Below are 19,035 nucleotides of genomic sequence, written 5' to 3' on the forward strand. Positions count from 1 at the left end.
CCTTGCGTCCGGTGGTGTCAGGCCCTGTTCCCTGTTTGATGAGTACCCGTCATAATTCCGGAGCCACTCCCCCCACGGCCGCCGGAGGCATGCCCCCATGAGTCCGTACACCGCCACTCGCCGGAGCTTCCTCACCGGCTCGCTCGCCGTCACCGCCGGAATCCTGCTCGGCGGGACGCCCGCCGCCGCGGCCCCCGGTTCAGCCCTCGGCACCCAGGACTGGATGGGCGGCATCGCCGACACCACCCCGCTGCAGCGCCTCACGATCCCGGGAACGCACAACTCGGGTGCGCGCTACGGCGGCCCCTGGACGGCATGCCAGAACACCACGCTGGCCGAGCAGCTCGACAGCGGGATCCGCTTCCTCGACGTCCGGTGCCGGATCAGCGGCGACGCGTACGCCATCCATCACGGAGCGTCGTACCAGAACCTGAATTTCGACGATGTGCTGGGCGCCTGCCGGGACTTCCTGGCCAGGCACCCTTCGGAGACGGTGCTGATGCGCGTCAAGCAGGAGTACTCGGAGGAGAGCGACGCCGCGTTCCGGCGGATCTTCGACCTCTACCTCGACGGCAAGGGCTGGCGCCCGCTCCTGCGCCTCGACTCCACGCTTCCGGACCTCGGCGGTGCCCGCGGCAGGGTCGTGGTGCTCGCAGACAACGGTGGCCTGCCCGGCGTCCGGTACGCCGATCCGGCGGTCTTCGACATCCAGGACGACTACATGGCCGAGCCGTTCGGGAAGTACCCGAAGATCGAGGCACAGTTCCGCAGGGCCGCGCAGCAGCCGGGAAAGCTGTTCATGAACTACGTGAGCACGGCGGCTCTCATGCCGCCCCGCTGGAACTCCGACCGCCTCAACCCGCAGGTCCATTCGTTCCTCGACGGCTCGGAGGCGTCGGGCTGGACCGGTCTCGGAATCGTCCCCCTCGACTATCCCGCCACCCGGTCCGGGCTGGTGGAATCGCTGATCCGGCACAACCCGGCATCCTGAGAAGGCTCACTGCCCCGGCGGCGGCTGGGGCGCTCCCGGGAGGCGGATCGACGCCACCGTCCCGTTGCCCTCGGGCGCGGGGCGCAGGGCGATCTCGCCGCCGGCCTGCTGGACCGTGCGGGCCACGATGGACAGGCCGAGGCCGGAGCCGGGCAGCTGGCGGGCGGAGGGGGAGCGCCAGAAGCGGTCGAAGACGTGCGGGAGGTCCTCGGCGGGGATGCCGGGGCCGTGGTCCCGCACGGTCAGCTCGCCGCGGTGCAGGGCGACCTCGATCGTGGCGCCCGAGGGGCTGAACTTCACCGCGTTGTCCAGGACGTTGACGACCGCCCGCTCCAGTGCCGAGGGCTCGGCGCGTACGTACCAGGGGGCCAGTTCGGCGGTGATGGTCAGCTCGGGGCCGCGCAGCCTGGCACGTTGCAGGGCGGTGCGGGTGATGTCGTGCAGCGGGACCACCTGGAGGGGGCCGGGCTGGGCGGCGTCGGGGCGGGAGAGCTCCTGGAGGTCGCCGATGAGGGCGGCCAGCTCGGTCATCTGGGCCTTGACCGAGGACATCAGTGCCTTGCGGTCGTCGGGCGGGATGGCGCGGCCCGTCTCGTCGCTGCGGGCGAGCAGCTCGATGTTCGTGCGGAGCGAGGTGAGCGGGGTGCGCAGCTCGTGCCCCGCGTCCGCGATCAGCTGCGACTGGCGGTCGCGGGAGGTGGCCAGGGAGCTGGTCATGGTGTTGAACGAGCGCGAGAGCCGGGCGATCTCGTCCTCGCCCTCCGCGGGGATCCGGATGGTCAGGTCCTCGGTCTCGGCCACGTGCTCCACCGCGTGGGCGAGGTCGTCGACGGGGCGCAAACCGGTGCGGGCGACCCACAGGCCCGCAGCACCGGCGCCGACGACACCGATACCGGCGACGAGCACCAGTACCCAGGCGAGGGTGGAGAGCGGGTCGGTGACCTCGCTCATGGGGCGGGCGATGGAGACGGCGAGGTTCCCGGAGTCCGTCCCTGGGCCCCGGACATCCAGCCGGGAGGTGTAGACCCGCATGTCCTCGCCGCCCTCGGCCGTCGTCGAGTGCAGGGCGTAGGACCGCTGCCGCTTGGCCACCTCCAGGTCCTCGTCGCTCACCGGCAGTTTCGACGTGCCCGGGGCGATGCAGACCGTGCCCTGGGAGTCGATGAGCTGGACAGTCACGCCGGTGAAGGGCCTGGGCGGCAGCGAGGTGCCGCCGTTGCAGTACGAGTACAGATTCGCCAGGTAGGGCTGGTCCACCTTGGAGCCGCGCAGCGACTCGTCCAGCTGGTGCTCCAGCTGCTCCCGCGTCACGAACCAGCACGCCGCGGCCACCGCGGCCACCGCCGCTGCCACCGCCGCGGCGACCAGCAGGGCGAGGCGGGAGCGGAGCGGGAGGGCGCGGAGCCGGCGGGGCAGGCCGGTCATCCGTCACCGCCGCCGGAGCGCAGGGCGTACCCGACGCCCCGCACCGTGTGGACCAGGCGCGGCTCGCCGCCCGCTTCGGTCTTGCGGCGCAGATACATCACGTACACGTCCAGGGAGTTGGAGCTGGGCTCGAAGTCGAAGCCCCATACGGCCTTGAGGATCTGCTCACGGGTCAGCACCTGCCGGGGGTGGGCCAGGAACATTTCGAGGAGGGTGAATTCGGTGCGCGTGAGCTCGACCCGGCGGGTGCCGCGGGTGACCTCGCGGGTGTTGAGGTCCATTCGGAGGTCGGCGAAGGACAGGACGTCGTCGTCGGGGACGGTGCCGCCCGCCGCGGCCGCGTAGGAGCTGCGGCGCAGCAGGGCGCGGATGCGGGCGAAGAGCTCGTCCAGCTCGAAGGGCTTGACGAGGTAGTCGTCGGCGCCGGCGTCGAGGCCGGTGACCCGGTCGCCGACGGTGTCGCGGGCGGTGAGCATCAGGATGGGTGTGGTCGACCCGGTCGACCGGATGCGCCGGGCGGCGGTGAGGCCGTCCATGCGGGGCATCTGGATGTCCAGGACGATCAGGTCGGGGGCGTACGACTCGGCCTTGGCGAGGGCGTCGTAGCCGTCCACGGCCACCTCTGTCCCGTACCCCTCGAACGCGAGGCTGCGCTGCAGCGCTTCGCGCACGGCGGGCTCGTCGTCGACGATCAGGACGCGCTGCGGATCGTCTTCGGCGGGGCTCATCGCTTCTTCGTCCTCTTCCTTCGTGACAGGTGCTGTGTGCTGGGGCTCTCAGCCTCGCACGGCCGCCGCACGGCGTCGCGCGGCGCGTCGCCCGCGGCCGGTGCCGCTGCGGATCTCGGCCGGGCGGGCATCGGGTGCGGCGGGGGCCGAGGCCGCCAGTTCGGCGGCCAGGGCGAGCGGCAGGGCCAGATCGGAAGGGCCGGCGGTCACGGGAGCGGTGTCGGGGTTCATGGAGACCTCCTCGTCAGGAGCCGTTGCCGGCGCGCAGGGTGTCCAGGTCGGCCTTGACGGTGTTGACCGGGATGGCGAAGCCGAGGCCCACGCTGCCCGCCGCCGAGCTTCCCGAGGCGCTGGCCGAACTGGGGGAGTACATGGCGGAGTTGATGCCGATGATCTCGCCGTTCATGTTGATCAGGGCGCCGCCGGAGTTGCCGGGGTTGAGCGAGGCGTCGGTCTGGATGGCCTTGTACGTCGTCTTGGACGAGCCGGTGTCGCCGTTGAACTGCTGGCCGCCGAATTCGAACGGCCAGTTCTGACCGCCCTGTTGTTGCTGCTGGTCCTGCTCCTCGTCCTTGGCCACCGTGACATCGCGGTCCAGGGCCGACACGATGCCGCTGGTGACCGTGCCGGTGAGCCCCTCGGGCGAGCCGATCGCCACGACCTGGTCGCCGACCTTCACCGAGGAGGAGTCGCCTAGCGAGGCCGTCTTCAGCCCGCTCGCGCCCTGGAGCTTGATGAGCGCCAGGTCCTTGTCGGCGTCCGTGCCGACGACATCGGCGGTGTACGTCTTGCCGGTGCTGAGGGCCACCTCGATCTTGGAGGCGCCGGAGATGACGTGGTTGTTGGTGACGATCTCGCCGTCCGCCGTGATGACGACACCGGAACCGGTGGCCTCGCCGGCCGAGGACGTCGCGCTGATCTCGACGATCGCCGGCGACACGGCTGTCGCCACACCGGAGACGGTGCCGGCGCTGCTCTGCGAGACGGTGGTGCCGCTGACGACACCGCCGGAGCCGGAGCTGCTGGAGCCGCCGCCCGCGAGCTCGCCGATGAGGGTGGCGGTGCCGCCGCCGACCGCCGCGGCGGCGATCGCCACCGCCGCGAGCAGTGCGAACGGCCGCTTGACCCGGCGCTCCGGCTTCGGGACGTCCGCGGCCGGGACGGGCTGGGGCGCCGGAGCCGGCCAGCCGTAGGCGGCGAAGGGCGCCTCGGCGGTCTGCCGCTCGGGCCCATAGGCCGGGGGCGGCGGGTAGGCCGCCTCGCCACCGTCGTGCGGGCCGATGCCGTACGAGCCGCCGCCGTGCGCAGCGCTGCCGTGTGCGGCGCTGTCGTACGAGCCGGTGCCGTACGAGTTGGTGCCGTACGGACCGCTGTCGTGCGAACCGTTGTCGCGCGAACCGTTGTCGTGGGAGGGGGACATCGGATACTCGCCGCTCGGGCGGGGGCTGTCGGTCATGTCTACGAGAGTGGACAGCGAACATGAGAGCAGCCTGAGTGCCCCCTGAGAAGCCCGGCAGAACCGCGTATGCCCGATATAAGGGAGCGTCCCGCTACTGCGCGGTCACCGTCGGTTCGCCGCAGCCGCACGACCGGCGCACCACCAGCGCGGACGGGAACTGCTTCAGCCGCTCGCGCCTGGACCCCGAGACCCGCAGCGAGTCGTCGAGGACCAGGTCGACGGCTGCCCGGGCCATCGCCGGACGGTCCGAGAAGACCGTCGTCAGCGGCGGATCGGTCAGCCCCGCTTCCTTCACGTCGTCGAAGCCCGCGACCGCGAGCTCACCCGGTACGTCGATCCGCAGCTCGCGCGCGGCCCGCAGCACACCGATGGCCTGGTCGTCCGTCGAGCAGAAGATCGCCGGGGGCCTGTCGGGGCCGGCGAGCAGCTTCAGGGCCACCTGGTAGGCGTCGTAGCGGTTGTACGGGGCGTGGAAGAGCCGGCCCTCGGTCGGCCGTCCCGCCTCCTGCATCGCCCGGCGCCAGCCCTCGATGTGGTCGGCGACCGGGTCACCGACCACCGGGGTCGACTCCATGCCGCCGAGGCACGCCACATAGGCGTTGCCGTGCTCCAGGAGGTGCCGGGTGGCGAGCTGGGCGCCGCCGACGTCGTCGGTGACGACCGCGACGTCGTCGATCGCCTCGGGGCGTTCGTGCAGCAGGACGACGCGGGCGTCCCATGCCTCTATCTCGGCCGCCGCGCGCTCGCTGGGGCCCTGGCTGACCAGGATCAGCCCGGAGACCCGCATGCCGAGGAAGGCCCGCAGATAGTGGACCTCGCGCTCGTCGCGGTAGTCGGAATTGCCGACGAGCACCATTTTTCCGCGCTCGGCCGCCGCCTGTTCGACCGCGTGCGCCATCTCCGCGAAGAACGGCTGCCGGGCGTCCGGCACGATCATCCCTATGAGGTCGGTGCGCCGCGAGGCCATCGCCTGGGCGACCCGGTCGGGCCGGTAGCCCAGCTCTTTGATCGCGGCGAGCACCCGCTCGCGCGTGGCCGGGGCAACCGGCCTGGGTCCGTTGTTGATGACGTAGCTGACGACCGCTGTCGAGGTCCCCGCCAGTCTCGCCACATCGTCCCGCGTCACCTTGGCCACGCGCGGCAGTCTACGCGGATCGACCTACCGCTCGGCAGGCCGGACCGGGGCTTCTTCGGTGATCTCGACCTCCGTGGACTGCTCCGAACGGGTGACCTGCTCATCCACCGGCTTCGAGGCCGCCTTGGCCCTGGCCCCCTCGGCGGCCCGGTCCACCTTCTCGGGGGTGACGAAGCGGTAGCCGACGTTGCGTACGGTGCCGATCAGCGACTCGTGCTCGGGGCCCAGTTTGGCCCGCAGCCGGCGTACGTGGACGTCGACCGTGCGGGTGCCGCCGAAGTAGTCGTAGCCCCAGACCTCCTGGAGCAGCTGGGCGCGGGTGAAGACCCTGCCCGGGTGCTGCGCGAGGTACTTGAGCAGTTCGAACTCCTTGAAGGTCAGGTCGAGGACCCGGCCCTTGAGTTTGGCGCTGTACGTCGCCTCGTCCACCGACAGGTCACCGTTGCGGATCTCCATGGGGGAGTCGTCGGCGGTGATCTGCTGACGGCCGGTGGCCAGCCGCAGCCGGGCCTCGACCTCGGCGGGACCCGCCGTGTCCAGCAGGACGTCGTCGATGCCCCAGTCGGCGGTGACGGCCGCGAGGCCGCCCTCCGTCACGACGAGGATCAGCGGACAGCCGGGCCCGGTGGACCGCAGAAGCTGACAGAGCGAGCGAACCTGGGGGAGGTCGCGCCGGCCGTCGATGAGAATGACGTCGGCACCTGGGGTGTCGACGAGCGCGGGTCCCTCGGCGGGGGCGACCCGCACGCTGTGCAGCAGAAGGCCGAGGGCGGGGAGCACCTCCGTCGACGGTTGAAGGGCATTCGTCAGAAGCAGCAGTGAACTCATCGCCGCCCACCTGCCTGGGTCGTCGGTCGATCGTGCACGTTCAGCTCGCCCATTACGTCGGTCCTCCTCGTTCCCTGCGAGAGGGGCACTCCCGGGTCGGACCCGGGGGAGTATGCGGCACTGCTTCGTACTCCCGTGCGGCCATCACCTGCGACGGCCGTCATACGGTTTTTACTGTGCGGTCCCGCGCCCGGGGACCGCTGAGCTTGTGGAAACGCTGCCGTAACAACGCTCGGAAAGCACAAAAGGACCCGGGGGCTGCTTTGCCCGGATCCTCTTCGCAGCAGAATAGCCCACATGAGTTCTGTGTCCGAGGGTCGTTTCTTGAGTTCTTTTGTTCCCTCGATCACGCCGGTCCCCCGGCGCACCACGTTGCTGACCGGTGACGGGGTCCGTATCGAGGCGGTGTACACCCCGTGTACGGCGGGTTCCGGGGCTGCTGGGGGCGGTGCCTCCGAAGGAACCGCCGTTGTCCTCGCGCACGGTTTCACCGGCGCCGCGGACCGGCCGGCGCTGCTGCGGGCCGCCGAGGTGTTCGCCCAGCGTGCGGCCGTGATCACGTTCTCCTTCCGGGGTCACGGAAGGTCCGGTGGACGGTCCACGGTGGGCGACCGCGAGGTGCTGGACCTGGCGGCCGCGATCGCCTGGGCACGGTCGCTGGGACACTGCCGCATCGTTACGGTCGGCTTCTCGATGGGCGGTTCCGTCGTGCTTCGGCATGCCGCTCTGTATACGGCGCCGGAATCCGGTGAATGCCCGAGTGAGGAATCCGGAACCGTGGGGGCCGAACGGGTGGGGCGGCGCACTGAGGCGCACAAGGCGCACAGGGGGCGCGCAGAGGCGCATTCAGGCGCGCATGCGGACGCGGTCGTCGCCGTGAGCGCACCGGCCCGCTGGTACTACCGCGGCACGGCCCCGATGCGCCGCCTGCACTGGGTCGTCACCCGGCCCGTGGGCCGGCTCGTCGGCCGCTACGGCTTCCGCACCCGGATCCACCGCGAGGACTGGAACCCGGTGCCGCTCTCGCCGGTCGAGGCGGTTCCGCTGATCACAGCGCCGCTGCTGATCGTGCACGGCGACCAGGACCCGTATTTCCCCGTCGACCACCCGCGGATGCTGGCGGGAGCCGCGGGGGACGGAGCGGAGCTCTGGCTGGAACACGGCATGGGCCACGCGGAGAACGCCGCGGACGAGGAATTGCTGACCCGTATCGCCGACTGGACGGAGTCGGCGTGATCCATGATGGACAGCCGACGTACGAGGAAAGGGGTGCCGCCATGGCAGCGGGGACCATCCGCTACTGGGCCGCGGCCAAGGCCGCCGCAGGGACCGCGGAGGAGCCGTACACGGCGGAGACACTCGCCGAGGCTCTCGACGGGGTGCGCGAGCGGCACCCCGGTGAGCTGACGCGCGTACTGCTCAGATGCTCGTTCCTGATCGACGGGAATCCTGTGGGGACCCGCGGTCATGAGACCGTACGGCTTGCCGAGGGCGGCACGGTCGAGGTGCTCCCGCCGTTCGCAGGAGGGTGAACCGCAGACCATGAGCAACAGCGATCAGCAGTATCCGTACGACCCGGCACAGGGGCAGCAGCCCCATGACCCGGCGTACGGGCAGCAGCAGGGGCAGCAGCCGTACGATCCGGCGTTCGGACAGCAGGGCGGGCAGCCGGGCTATGGGCAGCAGCCCGCGCAGCCCGTGTACGGGCAGCAGCATTCGTACGCGCAGCAGCAGCCCGCCGTGTACCCGGAGCAGTATCCGGAACAGGGCCCCGCCGATCAGGGTTCCGCCGACCAGGGCGTGGCCCAGACGTGGCAGGGCCAGACCTGGGACACCCAGTACCAGCCGACGATCCAGCCGCAGCACCATGCCGCGCCCGCCGCGCCCGCCGCGCCCGCCGCACCCGCAGCGCCCGCCGCACCCGCAGCACAGGGTGCCTACCCGCTGCCGCCCGAGGTCCCGGCGGCTCCGGCGGCCCCGGCGGCGCCGCCCGCCCCGGCAGCCGCCTCCGGTGGCTCCGAGTACAGCGCGCCCACCACCCTGGGCAACAGCCGCATCACCGACGCCCAGCGGGCCCGCGCCGAGGGGCGTTCGCCGATCATCGCGCCGGGGATGCAGCCCGCCGCGATCACCGCGGGCCTCGGTCTGCTCCTCGCCCTCGGTGCCGCGATCGGGTCCTACGCCCTGCTCGTGCCCCTGGTCCTGCTCCAGGCCGTGACGGCCGCGGGATGGTTCCGGCTCAACGGCATGTGGCCGGCCAGGCAGGGCATCGCGCTCGCCTTCGCCGGCGGTGTCGTGGCCGACGCCGTGCTGCTCGCGGCGGGCCGCAGCAACGCCCCGGCGGCGATCCTGGGCACGCTCGGTGTCTGGGTGCTGCTCACCATCGTGCTCCAGCTGCGCAGCCGTGCCGGGGCCGACGAGCGGATGTACGGCCTGACGGCCACCGTCGCGTCGGCCGCGCTCGCCGTGCTGGCGGCAGGGCATCTGGCGGCCGTCCCGGACGCGGTGACGGTGGGTGGCATCGCGGTCGCCGTGGCCGTGCTCGTCAGGGCCCTGCCGCTGCCCGGACCTGCCTCGGTGGTCGTGACCCTGCTCGCCTCGGCGGGCGCGGGCCTGGTCGCCGGCGCGGTCACGGACTTCGGGGCGCAGGCCGCGTTCCTCGGGTTCGCGGCCGGTGGCTGCGCGCTGATCGGCCTGCGGGTCGCGAGCTACGACTACCCGTCCCGCTTCGTGCACATGACCGCAGGAGTGGCGTTGCCGCTCACGGCCGCTGCCCCCGCGGTCTATCTGATCGGCCGTGCGATCGCCTGACGATCCGGACGTTTCCGGCGTTCCCCCATTCCCTCCCCCGGTTCGGGGGAACCGGCCGGGCCTCACGCTCGTCGATCACTCCGGGCGCGCCGCACAGCGGCAGTAGGCTCACGTGCACCAGGGGTCCGGCCGGTCCGAGTGGGGGAACAACAGGCATGCGAGCACTGCGAATACTGCTGATCATCGCCGTGGTGCTGGGCGGCGTCTTCGTCGCCGTGGACCGTGCCGCCGTGTATTTCGCGGAGTCGGAGGCCGAGGGGCGGGTCTCCTTCGGCGACGCCGAAGCCGGTTCGACCGATGTCTCGATCAAGGGTTTCCCCTTCCTGACCCAGGTGGCGGGGTCGGAGTTCGACCGGGTCGACGTCACGGTCAAGGACATCCGCGCCAGCGCGGCCGGGCGGGAGATACGGATCAGCGAGATCCGGGCCCAGCTGCGGCAGGTGACGCTGGGCGCCGGTTACACCAGCGCGACGGCCGCCCGGGCCACCGGGACGGCCGTCATCTCGTACGCGGCCCTCACCGAGGCGGCCGACGACGGCGTCACGGTCGCCTACGGCGGCAACGGCAAGGTCAAGGTCACCGGCACGGTCAAGATCCCGCTGCTGGGCCAGACGGTCACCCGCAGCGTGCTCTCCACGGTCACCCTGGTCGACGGCGACACCGTCAAGGTGCACGCCGACGAGGTCCCGGGTGAGGGCATCCCCGGCCTCGAGGACCTGGTCAGGAAGAAGACCGACTTCGAGCGCGGGATCGGCGGGCTGCCGGCCGGCCTGGAGCTGGAGAAGATCGAGGTGGCGCCGGGCGGCCTGGAGATATCGATGACCGGCGCGGACGTCCGGCTCGCGGGCTGACGCCGGCCGCCACATGGGGCGTCCGTGGATAACCCCCGGCCGGACGGGGTAGGGGCTCCAGGGCGACGGTCCGGACGTCCGATCCAGATAATGAGACGGGCCTGTCCGTTCCGCAGATGACCGTCGGCCGCGGGCCGCCAGAATCCGGGTCGCCGAGGGGCTTCACTCGCTCCGCGTCTCGCATCGCGGACGATCGTGTCTCATCATCCGACACGACGGTGACATCTCCGCCCGTACCTCCCTACGATCGGACGCATGAAGCGACAGGCGGACCTCACGAAGCGGCGGGCAGTAGACCTGTGCCGCGTCGCCGCCATGCTCTGTCGCACCTTCTGAGCGGGACCCTCTCCCGTTTCCCCCGGCCCTTCGACGATGTCAGGGCCGAACCCGTGCCTTCCGTACGCGTTCCGCTCCAAGCACCTGCGCGTACACCTCGCACTCCGCACACCGCACCACCCCGCCGCAGACTGCCCCGGAGGAGAAACACATGAGCCGCGCAGACGTTCTGGTCGACGCCGACTGGGTCGAGGCCCACATCGACGACCCGCAGGTCGCGATCGTCGAGGTCGACGAGGACACCTCGGCGTACGAGAAGAACCACATCAAGAACGCGATCCGGATCGACTGGACCAAGGACCTCCAGGACCCGGTCCGCCGTGACTTCGTGGACCAGGCCGGCTTCGAGAAGCTCCTGTCCGAGAAGGGCATCGGCAACGACACGCTGGTCGTCCTCTACGGCGGCAACAACAACTGGTTCGCCTCGTACGCGTACTGGTACTTCAAGCTGTACGGCCACGAGAACGTCAAGCTGCTCGACGGCGGCCGCAAGAAGTGGGAGCTCGACTCCCGCGACCTGACCGACGCCGTCCCGGCGCGCCCGGCCACCGAGTACAAGGCCAAGGCCCAGGACGAGTCGATCCGCGCCTACCGCGACGACGTCGTGGCCGCCATCGGCAGCCAGAACCTCGTCGACGTGCGTTCGCCCGACGAGTTCAGCGGCAAGCTGCTCGCCCCGGCGCACCTCCCGCAGGAGCAGTCGCAGCGCCCCGGCCACGTGCCGAGCGCCCGCAACATCCCGTGGTCGAAGAACGCCAACGACGACGGCACGTTCAGGTCGGACGACGAGCTCAAGGCCCTCTACGAGGACGAGCAGGTCGACCTGTCCAAGGACACCATCGCGTACTGCCGCATCGGTGAGCGCTCCGCGCTCACCTGGTTCGTTCTGCACGAGCTGCTCGGCCAGGAGAACGTCAAGAACTACGACGGTTCGTGGACCGAGTACGGCTCCCTCGTGGGTGTGCCGATCGAGCTCGGCGCCAACAAGTAATTCCGCAGGACCTGATCAGCAGGACCCCGACCAGAAGGACAGAACACCATGTGTGGAGCACAGGCCGGCGGCCCCGACGCTTCGACGATCAAGCCGGGCGAGACGACGATCCAGGGCAGCGTGACCCGCGACGGCGAGCCCGTCACCGGCTACGTCCGTCTGCTGGACTCGACCGGTGAGTTCACCGCCGAGGTCCCGACCTCGGCGACCGGACAGTTCCGCTTCTACGCGGCCGAGGGCACCTGGACGCTCCGCGCCCTGGTTCCGGGCGGCACCGCCGACCGCACGGTCGTGGCGCAGACCGGTGGCCTCGCCGAGGTCGCCATCGCCGTGTAACGCACGCGCACATACGGCCGGAGGGCCGCACCCCAGGGGGTTGGACGCCACCTGAACAGGGGTGTGGCCCTTCGTGCCGTCCGCATTCGCTTCCCGGCCGAAGAGCTCTACGCTGGTTACATGTACGCCCGGCGCAGGCGCGTCTATTTTCTGATGATGGGCGGATGCCTCTTCCTCTTCGTCTCCGCCTGGGCTTTCGTGCGTCTGTGGTCCATCCCCGCGGCCGTGGCGATGTGCGTGGTCGCCATGGTCATACCGCCCGTCGCGGCGATCGTCGCCAACCGGCGTGGACCTGAGGACCGTTGGTGGGACGACCCCTCCCCGGGCTCCGGGCCTCCGGGTTCCCGGCCCGAGGAGTCCCGGCCCGAGGAGTCCCGGCCCCGGAATCCCCGGCCTCCGGACTCCCGGCCGCGCTCGCCGCAGGAGGCGCCCACGGGTGATCCGACGTCGGACCAGTGGTGGGACGAGCTCGACGGCAGGGACCACCGCCGCTAGGCCGACGGTGCGTCCGGATCAGTAGACGAGGGCCTGGGTGCCGTCCGCCATGGCCTCCTGCACGAAGACCTGGGCGCCGGCGATCCGCACGCCCTCCAGGACGTCCTTCTCCGTGATGTCGCGGCGCGCCGCGCACTGGGTGCAGAGGGTGATGCCGCCTCCCGTCAGGATCGAGTCGATCAGATCGGGCAACGGCGCGGAGTGCGGCAGTTCGAATTCGGCTGCGCGCCCCGGCAGGGCGAACCACGCGGACTCGCCGGTCAGCCACAGCGAGACCTCGACCCCGCTGGCAACGGCCACGGCCGCCACGGTGAAGGCCTGCGAGCAGCGCTCGGCGGCATCGGCCCCGGCGGTCACCTTGATCACGAGCTTCTTCGGCATGTACCGAACTGTAATCCGAGGCTGAGCAACCTCCCCTGTGACCTGTGGGTCAGTTGTGTGCGCAGGTAATGGAATCTGCGCCTCAGGTCTCTTGGGGGGGACCCTTTTGGAACCGAACGACACCATTTCCGGCACGCCGGCCGAGCCGCCCGCCGTCCCTGCGCGCACCCGCCCGCGGGGCCGTACGGCCCTGCTGATCGCCGCCGCGGCCCTGCTCGGTATCTCCGGAGGCACGGCGGTCGGCTACGGCATCCAGGCCGAGCGGCCTCCGACGCCGCTGCCCGCACTGTCGCAGACGGACCTGGCGTACCCGGCGAAGGCGCTTCCGGCGGACAAGGCCCCTGCCCCGCTGCCCGCCTCGCAGGACCATCAGGTGCTGACGGAGGGCGACCTGCGCAAGCTGCTCGTCGACCGCCCGGAGGGCTGGAGCGAGGACAACGACGCGGACTGGCTGGACGACGGCTGGGTGACCGTGGGGGGCCTCGCCCGCGACTACGAGGAACAGGGCGGGATGTTCGAGTACTTCCTGGAATCGGACATCCGCCGTATCGCGGGGACCGCCTGGAAGAAGGGTGAGCACCGCGAGGCGACGATCACGCTCACCCAGTTCTCCTCCGGGCCGGGCGCGATGGCCGCCGATTACGCCGAGGGCCAGCGCTCGTACATGGCCGACGACGAATACGCGGGCAACGAAGGCGACCTGGTCAAGGGCAGCGGCGAGGGCCGCTACTACCTCTACGACGTCGACCGGGAGCCCGGCTACGAGCCCTTCTACCGGGCCAGGGCCGTCATGAGCCGGGGCGACATCATGATCGAGATCAATCTGTTCGACAGCCGGCCGATCAGCAAGAAGGACATCCGGACGTTGGCCGAGCGACAGCTGGAGCGCGTGTGAACGACATGACCCCGCCCGAGCCTTCCGGCGCGGTACAGCTTCCCGAACCGCCCGATGCCGCCGATGCCCAGGAAGCCGCCGGCGCGCCCGCACGGCCCGGCCGCGTCCGGCGGATCCTGCTCACGGCGCTTCCCTTCGCACTGGTGCTCGGCGCCGTCGGCGGCGCCGCGGCGTACACGAAGATCACGGTGGACGGCGCGGACCGCACTGTGGAGACCACCGCCTGGAAGGTGTCCGAGCGTGAGCCCGGCAAGGACCCCGCGGGGGACACGAGTCGGGGCAGGTCGGACACGGAGCTGAGCAAGCTGCTGCTGCCCGTGCCCGAGGGCTTCCGGCTGGGCCCGGACGACGGGGAGTACGGCAACGACGGCGAGGCGGACGGCGAGCGGGCCGTCGCCGCTATGAAGGAGTCCGGCCGGGGGCTCGCCGGCAAGGAGCGCCGGGAGTACGACAAGCGGATCGACAAGCTCCGGTTGCAGGGTCTGGCCGTCCGGTCGTACGTCTCCCAGGAGAACGACCTGGAGGTGCACGCCACGATCGTCCGGATGAAGGACAAGAAGGCCGTGCAGAACCTCTACACCTTCCGGACTGGGCTCTTCGACCTCGTCGGGATCTTCCGCGACGGCCCGAAGGTCAAGGGCCACACCCGCAAGGCGACCTGCTACCTGCAGCCGAAGAGCAGCGACAGCGACATCGAGGACATGATGTGCGCGGCCTACGACGGCGAGCTGAGCATCAGCTACCGGGCGACCGGCATCAAGCCCGTCGACAAGGCCGCCGTCGCCGAGCTGCTGAAGGACCAGCTGGACCACATCACGTCCCCGGGGGAGTACGTATGACCGAGCAGACGGCCCCGCCGGCCGACGTGGCCGTTTCCGCCACGACCACCCTCCCGCCGGTCCCGAAGGGCCCGCCGCCTCCTCCCGTGCGGGAGGAGGGCCCCGCGCCCGCCACACCCCGCCCGCCGCGCCGTGCCCTGCGAGCGGTCCTGCGGTGGACGGCCGCCGTGCTGGTCCTCGGAGGACTCGGCGCGGGCACGGTCGCCGGCATCACGTCGATGAAGCGCACCGACGTACCGGGGCTCGCCACGCAGGACGACGGGCGCTGGGACTACCCGGTGCTGAGCCTGCCCGCCCTGCCCGCCGACGCGGCCCGCCCGTACAGCGACTCCAACACCGCGGAGGTCCACCACGCGGACCTGCGGCGCCTGCTGCTGCCGCTACCGGCCGGGGCCACCGCGGACAAGGAGCTCGCCGGCGGCTGGGTGGACATCGCCCGGTACACAGCCGAGTACGGCAAGGACGACCGAGCCGCTCTCACCCAGTACCTGAAGGACTCCGCGCTGCGGCACATAACGGCCCGCGGCTGGACCATGCCGGACGGCACGTCGTCCCGCGTCTATCTGCTCCAGTTCAACTCGGTGGCGTACTCCACGGCTTTCAACGACGAGCTCTTCGAGAGCGACTCGCTGCCACGGCCCCTCGTCGGGACGACCGAGCCCGACTTCGACGAGGACTGGGCCTCCGACGCCCGGGCGGAGTTCACCACGGTGCGCGCGTTCTCCGAAGCCGAGCCGTACGGCACCGAGCAGGTACGACACGGGTATGTGCTGGCGGGGGACACCCTCGCCCTGGTCGTCCACAGCCGCAAGGGGAAGGCGGGCACGGACGCGGTTCCTTTCCACCAGACGCTGATCCTGCAGGACCAGCTCCTGGGCTGAGCGGACCGCGCCCGGGGGAAACCCCGCGCCGCCGTGCCGGGCCCCCACCCATTAGGCTGGGGGCCCGGTGGCCTGCTGCCGTCATGTCTTTCGTTCCGAGGAGCTCCCGTGCTTGAGGCTTTCTTCTCCGCCCTGCTGGTCCTGGTCTGCGTCGGCGTGCTCGCCTTCGCCGCCGTGACCGTGAAGAAGCTGTACCAGGGCCAGCGCTGACCCTCGCCGAACACCTTCCGTACACCCTCACAGATCGTCTGAGCCGCTCATGATCGAGATTCCGTCCGACCTCCACCCGGACCTCGTGCCGCTGGCCTTCCTCCTCGGTAACTGGGCGGGTGCGGGCGTCTCCGACTTCCCCGGCGCCGAGAAGTGCAACTTCGGCCAGGAAGTCACCTTCAGCCACGACGGCCGCGACTTCCTCGAGTACGTCTCGCACTCCTGGGTGCTGGACGCCGAGGGCAATCAGGTCAAGCCGCTGGAGTCCGAGTCCGGCTACTGGCGCATCGACAAGGACCGCAAGGTCGAGATCGTCATGGTGCGCGACCAGGGCGTCGTCGAGGTCTGGTACGGCGAACTGGCGAAGCAGAAGCCGCAGATCGACGTCGTCACCGACGCGGTGGCCCGCACCGCCGCCTCCGGACCGTACAGCGGCGGCAAGCGCCTCTACGGCTATGTGCACAGCGACCTGATGTGGGTCGGCGAGAAGGCCACCCCCGACGTGGAGCTGCGGCCGTACATGTCGGCGCACCTGAAGAAGGTCGTCACCCCGGGAGAGGTCGCTGAGATGGCGAGGGGCCTCGGGGACCTGCCGGACGACGGCATCGCCTTCTTCAAGTAGCCGGTCCGGGCCCCGTTCCGCACGGATCTGCGGGGCCCGTGCCCGCCCCGCCCTACACTGGGGCTGTGGTGAGCACCGACTGGAAGACCGATCTTCGGCAGCGTGGCTACCGGCTGACGCCTCAGCGTCAGCTTGTCCTGGAGGCCGTCGACAAGCTGGAGCACGCGACGCCCGACGACATCCTCTGCGAGGTGCGCAGGACGGCGTCGGGCGTGAACATCTCCACCGTCTACCGGACCCTGGAGCTCCTGGAGGAGCTCGGGCTGGTCAGCCATGCCCACCTCGGGCACGGCGCCCCGACGTACCACCTGGCGGACCGCCACCACCACATCCACCTCGTCTGCCGGGACTGCACGAACGTCATCGAGGCCGATGTCGACGTGGTCGCCGACTTCACGGCGAAGCTGCGGGGCACCTTCGGCTTCGAGACCGACATGAAGCACTTCGCGATCTTCGGGCGCTGCGCCGACTGCACGGTGAAGGCCGCTGGGGCCGGATCGGCGGAGGGACCCGGCGGCGAGCGGTAGACCGGTTCGCTCGGGTCGTACGCTGGTCGCATGAAGAGCCCCTTGCTGTCCCTGCCCGGCGCCGTCCCCGCCGAGGGGCGCGACGAAGGCGTCGCCGCGCACTACGGCGACCTGTTCCGTGAGCAACGCGCACTCGCCGACGGCAGCGGTCTCGTCGACCTCTCCCACCGCGGGGTCGTCACGGTGACCGGCGACGACCGGCTGACCTGGCTGCATCTGCTGCTCACCCAGCACGTCAGCGACCTCGCGCCGAACCAGGCGACCGAGGCGCTCATCCTCTCCGCCAACGGGCACATCGAGCACGCCCTCTACCTGGTCGACGACGGCACGACGGTGTGGATGCACGCCGAGCCGGAGACCCAGGGCGAGCTGATCGCGTACCTGGAGTCGATGAAGTTCTTCTACCGGGTCGAGGTCGCCGACCGCACGGAGGACTTCGCCGTCGTGCATCTGCCCGCCGGTTCCATCGCGGAGGTCCCGGAGGGTGCCGCCGTACGGGAGACGGCACACGGCCGTGACCTCTTCCTGCCCCGGGCCGACCTGGAGGCGTACGCGGCCGCGCACGGCCCGGTGGCCGGGATCCTGGCGTACGAGGCGCTGCGCGTGGAGGCGCACCGTCCGCGCCTGGGCTTCGAGACCGACCACCGCACCATCCCGCACGAGCTGGGCTGGATCGGGACCGCCGTGCACCTCCAGAAGGGCTGCTACCGGGGGCAGGAGACGGTCGCCCGTGTCCACAACCTGGGGAAGCCGCCGCGCCGCCTCGTCTTCCTGCACCTCGACGGCAGCGAGGTGCATCTGCCCGGCCACGGGACGCCGGTCCGGCTCGCCGCAGACGGCGAGGAGGGCCGCCAGCTCGGCTTCATCACCACGTCGGCCCGCCACCACGAGCTGGGTCCGATCGCCCTGGCGCTGGTGAAGCGGAACGTCGCGGTGGACGCGGAACTGATCGCGGGTGACACCGCGGCGGCCCAGGAGACGGTCGTCGAGCCGTAGAAGGACTACGCGCGGCCGTCCAGCAGGGCTGCCCGCGTCGCTATACCTCGACCAGTACGGTGAACGGGCCGTGGTTCGTGAGCGAGACCCGCATGTCCGCCCCGAACCGGCCCGTCTCCACCTGCGCGCCGAGCGCGCGCAACTGTGCCACCACCTCGTCCACCAGCGGCTCGGCGACCTCGCCCGGCGCGGCGGCGTTCCATGTGGGCCTGCGGCCCTTCCTGGCGTCCCCGTAGAGAGTGAACTGCGAAATGACCAAAAGCGGTGCATTCACGTCCGAGCAGGACTTCTCGCCCTCCAGGATCCGCAGGGTCCACAGCTTGCGGGCGAGCTGCGCGGCCTTCTCCGCCGTGTCGCCGTGAGTGACCCCCACCAGCACACACAGTCCCTCGCCGACGATCTCGCCGACCTTTCCGGTCCCCGACGGATCGTCCGCGGCGCCCGCCACGGTGACGCTCGCGCCGTCCACTCTCTGTATCACTGCACGCATACAGACCAACCTATCTTGGGCTGAACGGGTACAGAGCACCTGCATGAACACCGTGCGTAGTGGCACCATGCACGATGTCGGTGTGCCGACGCACCGGTCGAGGGGACGGAACATCATGACGACACATGGAACCGGGCCATCACCCGGTGCCGTACCGAGGACGCATACCGCCGCCGGCTCGCGGCCGCCGGTTCAGCGGACCGGTGCCGCGCCGGGCCAGCCGCCCACCCCACCGCCCGTACAGCTGCCCGGAGCGGTGTCCGTGCCCGGGCAGACCGGGGGCGGTGCGGTCGAAGGACTGGCCTCCGTACGACCGCAGCCGGAATTCGGCGGGCTGCGGCTGCCGGAGCTTCGCACCCTGCGCCGTGACGCCCAGCGCGACGAGGCGGACCTCAGTTACGTACGCCGTCTGGTCCAGGGCCGGATCGACATCCTGCGGGCCGAGCTCGCCCGGCGTGTGGACCCCGAGTCGCCCGTGGTGGACCGGCTGTCGGAGATCCTCGCCGACACCCCGTCCGTCCACCGCTCCTCCGCGCGGCACGTCACCCTCACGACGCCGCGCAGCGACGAGTACCGGCAGCTTGCGGCAGACACGCTCGCGGAGGTCGAGCTCTCCGACCTCGACGCCCGGACGGACGAAGAGCTCCTGACCGCCATGGGGCGGCTCGTCCGCTACGAGCGGCAGGTGTCCCGGCGCCGTCACCGGCTCCAGCGGACGGTTGACGATTGCAGCGCGGAGATCGCCCGCAGGTACCGTGACGGGGAAGCACAAGTAGAGGACCTGCTCGCCTGAAGCGACCCTTCCGGG

24 protein-coding genes are annotated in these 19,035 nt (G+C 70.9%); 16 read left to right on the plus strand and 8 right to left on the minus strand.

What is annotated here, in order from left to right; genetic code table 11:
* Nucleotides 1-97: 97 nt before the first annotated feature.
* Nucleotides 98-991, plus strand: coding sequence for a phosphatidylinositol-specific phospholipase C (locus ACFWFI_RS13500; protein ID WP_387388818.1), 894 nt, complete (start codon nucleotides 98-100; stop codon nucleotides 989-991).
* A 6-nt stretch (nucleotides 992-997) separates the two neighbouring features.
* On the opposite strand, the gene ACFWFI_RS13505 is transcribed toward ACFWFI_RS13500, so the two are convergent.
* The 6 genes from ACFWFI_RS13505 to ACFWFI_RS13530 all read right to left on the minus strand — a co-directional run bounded on the left by ACFWFI_RS13505 (nucleotide 998) and on the right by ACFWFI_RS13530 (nucleotide 6,566).
* Nucleotides 998-2,416 carry a sensor histidine kinase gene (locus ACFWFI_RS13505; protein WP_387388820.1) on the minus strand — a complete coding sequence of 473 codons (1,419 nt, stop codon included), beginning with the start codon at nucleotides 2,414-2,416 and terminating at the stop codon, nucleotides 998-1,000.
* Nucleotides 2,413-3,144, minus strand: a complete 732-nt coding sequence (locus ACFWFI_RS13510; RefSeq protein ID WP_387388823.1) for a response regulator transcription factor — start codon at nucleotides 3,142-3,144, stop codon at nucleotides 2,413-2,415. Before ACFWFI_RS13510 ends, ACFWFI_RS13505 begins: the two co-directional genes overlap by 4 nt.
* A gap of 48 nt (nucleotides 3,145-3,192) precedes the next feature.
* Complete coding sequence (locus ACFWFI_RS13515) at nucleotides 3,193-3,375, minus strand: hypothetical protein (RefSeq protein ID WP_387388825.1); 183 nt, start codon at nucleotides 3,373-3,375, stop codon at nucleotides 3,193-3,195.
* A gap of 13 nt (nucleotides 3,376-3,388) precedes the next feature.
* Complete coding sequence (locus ACFWFI_RS13520; RefSeq protein ID WP_387388827.1) at nucleotides 3,389-4,600, minus strand: S1C family serine protease; 1,212 nt, start codon at nucleotides 4,598-4,600, stop codon at nucleotides 3,389-3,391.
* A 94-nt stretch (nucleotides 4,601-4,694) separates the two neighbouring features.
* The gene (locus tag ACFWFI_RS13525) at nucleotides 4,695-5,738 is read right to left on the minus strand and encodes a LacI family DNA-binding transcriptional regulator (RefSeq protein WP_387388830.1); all 1,044 of its coding nucleotides are present in this window, start codon (nucleotides 5,736-5,738) and stop codon (nucleotides 4,695-4,697) included.
* A 24-nt stretch (nucleotides 5,739-5,762) separates the two neighbouring features.
* Nucleotides 5,763-6,566 (minus strand): response regulator transcription factor, encoded by an 804-nt coding sequence (locus tag ACFWFI_RS13530; protein WP_387388832.1) that lies wholly within the window; start codon nucleotides 6,564-6,566, stop codon nucleotides 5,763-5,765.
* A gap of 297 nt (nucleotides 6,567-6,863) precedes the next feature.
* On the opposite strand from ACFWFI_RS13530, the gene ACFWFI_RS13535 reads away from it, so the two are divergent.
* From ACFWFI_RS13535 to ACFWFI_RS13570, 8 genes are all read left to right on the plus strand, one after another.
* Nucleotides 6,864-7,802 carry an alpha/beta hydrolase gene (locus ACFWFI_RS13535; RefSeq protein WP_387388835.1) on the plus strand — a complete coding sequence of 313 codons (939 nt, stop codon included), beginning with the start codon at nucleotides 6,864-6,866 and terminating at the stop codon, nucleotides 7,800-7,802.
* A 41-nt stretch (nucleotides 7,803-7,843) separates the two neighbouring features.
* On the plus strand, nucleotides 7,844-8,098 hold the full coding sequence (locus ACFWFI_RS13540; protein ID WP_099174183.1) for a MoaD/ThiS family protein: 255 nt from the start codon (nucleotides 7,844-7,846) through the stop codon (nucleotides 8,096-8,098).
* A 10-nt stretch (nucleotides 8,099-8,108) separates the two neighbouring features.
* Nucleotides 8,109-9,377, plus strand: coding sequence for a hypothetical protein (locus tag ACFWFI_RS13545; RefSeq protein WP_387388838.1), 1,269 nt, complete (start codon nucleotides 8,109-8,111; stop codon nucleotides 9,375-9,377).
* 155 nt (nucleotides 9,378-9,532) lie between these two features.
* Nucleotides 9,533-10,228, plus strand: coding sequence for an LmeA family phospholipid-binding protein (locus ACFWFI_RS13550; RefSeq protein WP_387388841.1), 696 nt, complete (start codon nucleotides 9,533-9,535; stop codon nucleotides 10,226-10,228).
* A 255-nt stretch (nucleotides 10,229-10,483) separates the two neighbouring features.
* On the plus strand, nucleotides 10,484-10,564 hold the full coding sequence (locus ACFWFI_RS13555; RefSeq protein ID WP_350310325.1) for a putative leader peptide: 81 nt from the start codon (nucleotides 10,484-10,486) through the stop codon (nucleotides 10,562-10,564).
* A gap of 151 nt (nucleotides 10,565-10,715) precedes the next feature.
* Nucleotides 10,716-11,555 carry a sulfurtransferase gene (locus tag ACFWFI_RS13560; RefSeq protein WP_387388843.1) on the plus strand — a complete coding sequence of 280 codons (840 nt, stop codon included), beginning with the start codon at nucleotides 10,716-10,718 and terminating at the stop codon, nucleotides 11,553-11,555.
* A 48-nt stretch (nucleotides 11,556-11,603) separates the two neighbouring features.
* Entirely contained in the window at nucleotides 11,604-11,891 is a 288-nt protein-coding gene (locus tag ACFWFI_RS13565) for a DUF1416 domain-containing protein (RefSeq protein WP_014154938.1), read from the plus strand.
* Between the two features lie 120 nt (nucleotides 11,892-12,011).
* On the plus strand, nucleotides 12,012-12,386 hold the full coding sequence (locus ACFWFI_RS13570; RefSeq protein ID WP_387388846.1) for a DUF3099 domain-containing protein: 375 nt from the start codon (nucleotides 12,012-12,014) through the stop codon (nucleotides 12,384-12,386).
* A gap of 18 nt (nucleotides 12,387-12,404) precedes the next feature.
* On the opposite strand, the gene ACFWFI_RS13575 is transcribed toward ACFWFI_RS13570, so the two are convergent.
* Nucleotides 12,405-12,767: a DsrE family protein gene (locus ACFWFI_RS13575; RefSeq protein ID WP_387388848.1), complete on the minus strand. Its 363-nt coding sequence runs from the start codon at nucleotides 12,765-12,767 to the stop codon at nucleotides 12,405-12,407.
* A 106-nt stretch (nucleotides 12,768-12,873) separates the two neighbouring features.
* Between ACFWFI_RS13575 and ACFWFI_RS13580 the strand changes: the two genes are divergently transcribed.
* The 6 genes from ACFWFI_RS13580 (at nucleotide 12,874) to ACFWFI_RS13605 (ending at nucleotide 17,737) form a co-directional block, all read left to right on the plus strand.
* Entirely contained in the window at nucleotides 12,874-13,662 is a 789-nt protein-coding gene (locus ACFWFI_RS13580; protein WP_387388851.1) for a hypothetical protein, read from the plus strand.
* Complete coding sequence (locus ACFWFI_RS13585; RefSeq protein WP_387388854.1) at nucleotides 13,659-14,501, plus strand: hypothetical protein; 843 nt, start codon at nucleotides 13,659-13,661, stop codon at nucleotides 14,499-14,501. The genes ACFWFI_RS13580 and ACFWFI_RS13585 overlap by 4 nt, the downstream gene beginning before the upstream one ends.
* Nucleotides 14,498-15,382 (plus strand): hypothetical protein, encoded by an 885-nt coding sequence (locus ACFWFI_RS13590; RefSeq protein ID WP_387388857.1) that lies wholly within the window; start codon nucleotides 14,498-14,500, stop codon nucleotides 15,380-15,382. The genes ACFWFI_RS13585 and ACFWFI_RS13590 overlap by 4 nt, the downstream gene beginning before the upstream one ends.
* Before the next feature lie 259 nt (nucleotides 15,383-15,641).
* Entirely contained in the window at nucleotides 15,642-16,214 is a 573-nt protein-coding gene (locus ACFWFI_RS13595) for a heme-binding beta-barrel domain-containing protein (protein WP_147958406.1), read from the plus strand.
* Between the two features lie 65 nt (nucleotides 16,215-16,279).
* Entirely contained in the window at nucleotides 16,280-16,741 is a 462-nt protein-coding gene (locus ACFWFI_RS13600) for a Fur family transcriptional regulator (protein ID WP_387388859.1), read from the plus strand.
* A 30-nt stretch (nucleotides 16,742-16,771) separates the two neighbouring features.
* Nucleotides 16,772-17,737, plus strand: a complete 966-nt coding sequence (locus ACFWFI_RS13605; RefSeq protein WP_387388861.1) for a CAF17-like 4Fe-4S cluster assembly/insertion protein YgfZ — start codon at nucleotides 16,772-16,774, stop codon at nucleotides 17,735-17,737.
* 40 nt (nucleotides 17,738-17,777) lie between these two features.
* Here ACFWFI_RS13605 and dtd read toward each other — a convergent pair whose 3' ends face one another.
* Nucleotides 17,778-18,227, minus strand: a complete 450-nt coding sequence (gene dtd, locus ACFWFI_RS13610; protein WP_387388863.1) for a D-aminoacyl-tRNA deacylase — start codon at nucleotides 18,225-18,227, stop codon at nucleotides 17,778-17,780.
* Nucleotides 18,228-18,342: 115 nt separating this feature from the next.
* Here dtd and ACFWFI_RS13615 point away from each other — a divergent pair, with 115 nt between their 5' ends.
* Complete coding sequence (locus ACFWFI_RS13615) at nucleotides 18,343-19,020, plus strand: RsiG family protein (RefSeq protein ID WP_387388866.1); 678 nt, start codon at nucleotides 18,343-18,345, stop codon at nucleotides 19,018-19,020.
* Nucleotides 19,021-19,035: the final 15 nt, after the last annotated feature.

The sequence above is a fragment of the Streptomyces sp. NPDC060209 genome, from assembly GCF_042728155.1.
GTDB lineage: Bacteria > Actinomycetota > Actinomycetes > Streptomycetales > Streptomycetaceae > Streptomyces.

Excerpts from the sequence above, each read along its gene's own strand:
- dtd (WP_387388863.1), bottom strand. The coding sequence starts at position 18,227 with ATGCGTGCAGTGATACAGAGAGTGGACGGCGCGAGCGTCACCGTGGCG.
- ACFWFI_RS13520 (WP_387388827.1), bottom strand. The coding sequence starts at position 4,600 with ATGACCGACAGCCCCCGCCCGAGCGGCGAGTATCCGATGTCCCCCTCC.
- ACFWFI_RS13500 (WP_387388818.1), top strand. The coding sequence starts at position 98 with ATGAGTCCGTACACCGCCACTCGCCGGAGCTTCCTCACCGGCTCGCTC.
- ACFWFI_RS13560 (WP_387388843.1), top strand. The coding sequence starts at position 10,716 with ATGAGCCGCGCAGACGTTCTGGTCGACGCCGACTGGGTCGAGGCCCAC.
- ACFWFI_RS13595 (WP_147958406.1), top strand. The coding sequence starts at position 15,642 with ATGATCGAGATTCCGTCCGACCTCCACCCGGACCTCGTGCCGCTGGCC.
- ACFWFI_RS13515 (WP_387388825.1), bottom strand. The coding sequence starts at position 3,375 with ATGAACCCCGACACCGCTCCCGTGACCGCCGGCCCTTCCGATCTGGCC.
- ACFWFI_RS13510 (WP_387388823.1), bottom strand. The coding sequence starts at position 3,144 with ATGAGCCCCGCCGAAGACGATCCGCAGCGCGTCCTGATCGTCGACGAC.
- ACFWFI_RS13590 (WP_387388857.1), top strand. The coding sequence starts at position 14,498 with ATGACCGAGCAGACGGCCCCGCCGGCCGACGTGGCCGTTTCCGCCACG.
- ACFWFI_RS13605 (WP_387388861.1), top strand. The coding sequence starts at position 16,772 with ATGAAGAGCCCCTTGCTGTCCCTGCCCGGCGCCGTCCCCGCCGAGGGG.
- ACFWFI_RS13615 (WP_387388866.1), top strand. The coding sequence starts at position 18,343 with ATGACGACACATGGAACCGGGCCATCACCCGGTGCCGTACCGAGGACG.
- ACFWFI_RS13540 (WP_099174183.1), top strand. The coding sequence starts at position 7,844 with ATGGCAGCGGGGACCATCCGCTACTGGGCCGCGGCCAAGGCCGCCGCA.
- ACFWFI_RS13530 (WP_387388832.1), bottom strand. The coding sequence starts at position 6,566 with ATGAGTTCACTGCTGCTTCTGACGAATGCCCTTCAACCGTCGACGGAG.
- ACFWFI_RS13535 (WP_387388835.1), top strand. The coding sequence starts at position 6,864 with ATGAGTTCTGTGTCCGAGGGTCGTTTCTTGAGTTCTTTTGTTCCCTCG.
- ACFWFI_RS13505 (WP_387388820.1), bottom strand. The coding sequence starts at position 2,416 with ATGACCGGCCTGCCCCGCCGGCTCCGCGCCCTCCCGCTCCGCTCCCGC.
- ACFWFI_RS13555 (WP_350310325.1), top strand. The coding sequence starts at position 10,484 with ATGAAGCGACAGGCGGACCTCACGAAGCGGCGGGCAGTAGACCTGTGC.
- ACFWFI_RS13550 (WP_387388841.1), top strand. The coding sequence starts at position 9,533 with ATGCGAGCACTGCGAATACTGCTGATCATCGCCGTGGTGCTGGGCGGC.
- ACFWFI_RS13570 (WP_387388846.1), top strand. The coding sequence starts at position 12,012 with ATGTACGCCCGGCGCAGGCGCGTCTATTTTCTGATGATGGGCGGATGC.
- ACFWFI_RS13575 (WP_387388848.1), bottom strand. The coding sequence starts at position 12,767 with ATGCCGAAGAAGCTCGTGATCAAGGTGACCGCCGGGGCCGATGCCGCC.
- ACFWFI_RS13565 (WP_014154938.1), top strand. The coding sequence starts at position 11,604 with ATGTGTGGAGCACAGGCCGGCGGCCCCGACGCTTCGACGATCAAGCCG.
- ACFWFI_RS13545 (WP_387388838.1), top strand. The coding sequence starts at position 8,109 with ATGAGCAACAGCGATCAGCAGTATCCGTACGACCCGGCACAGGGGCAG.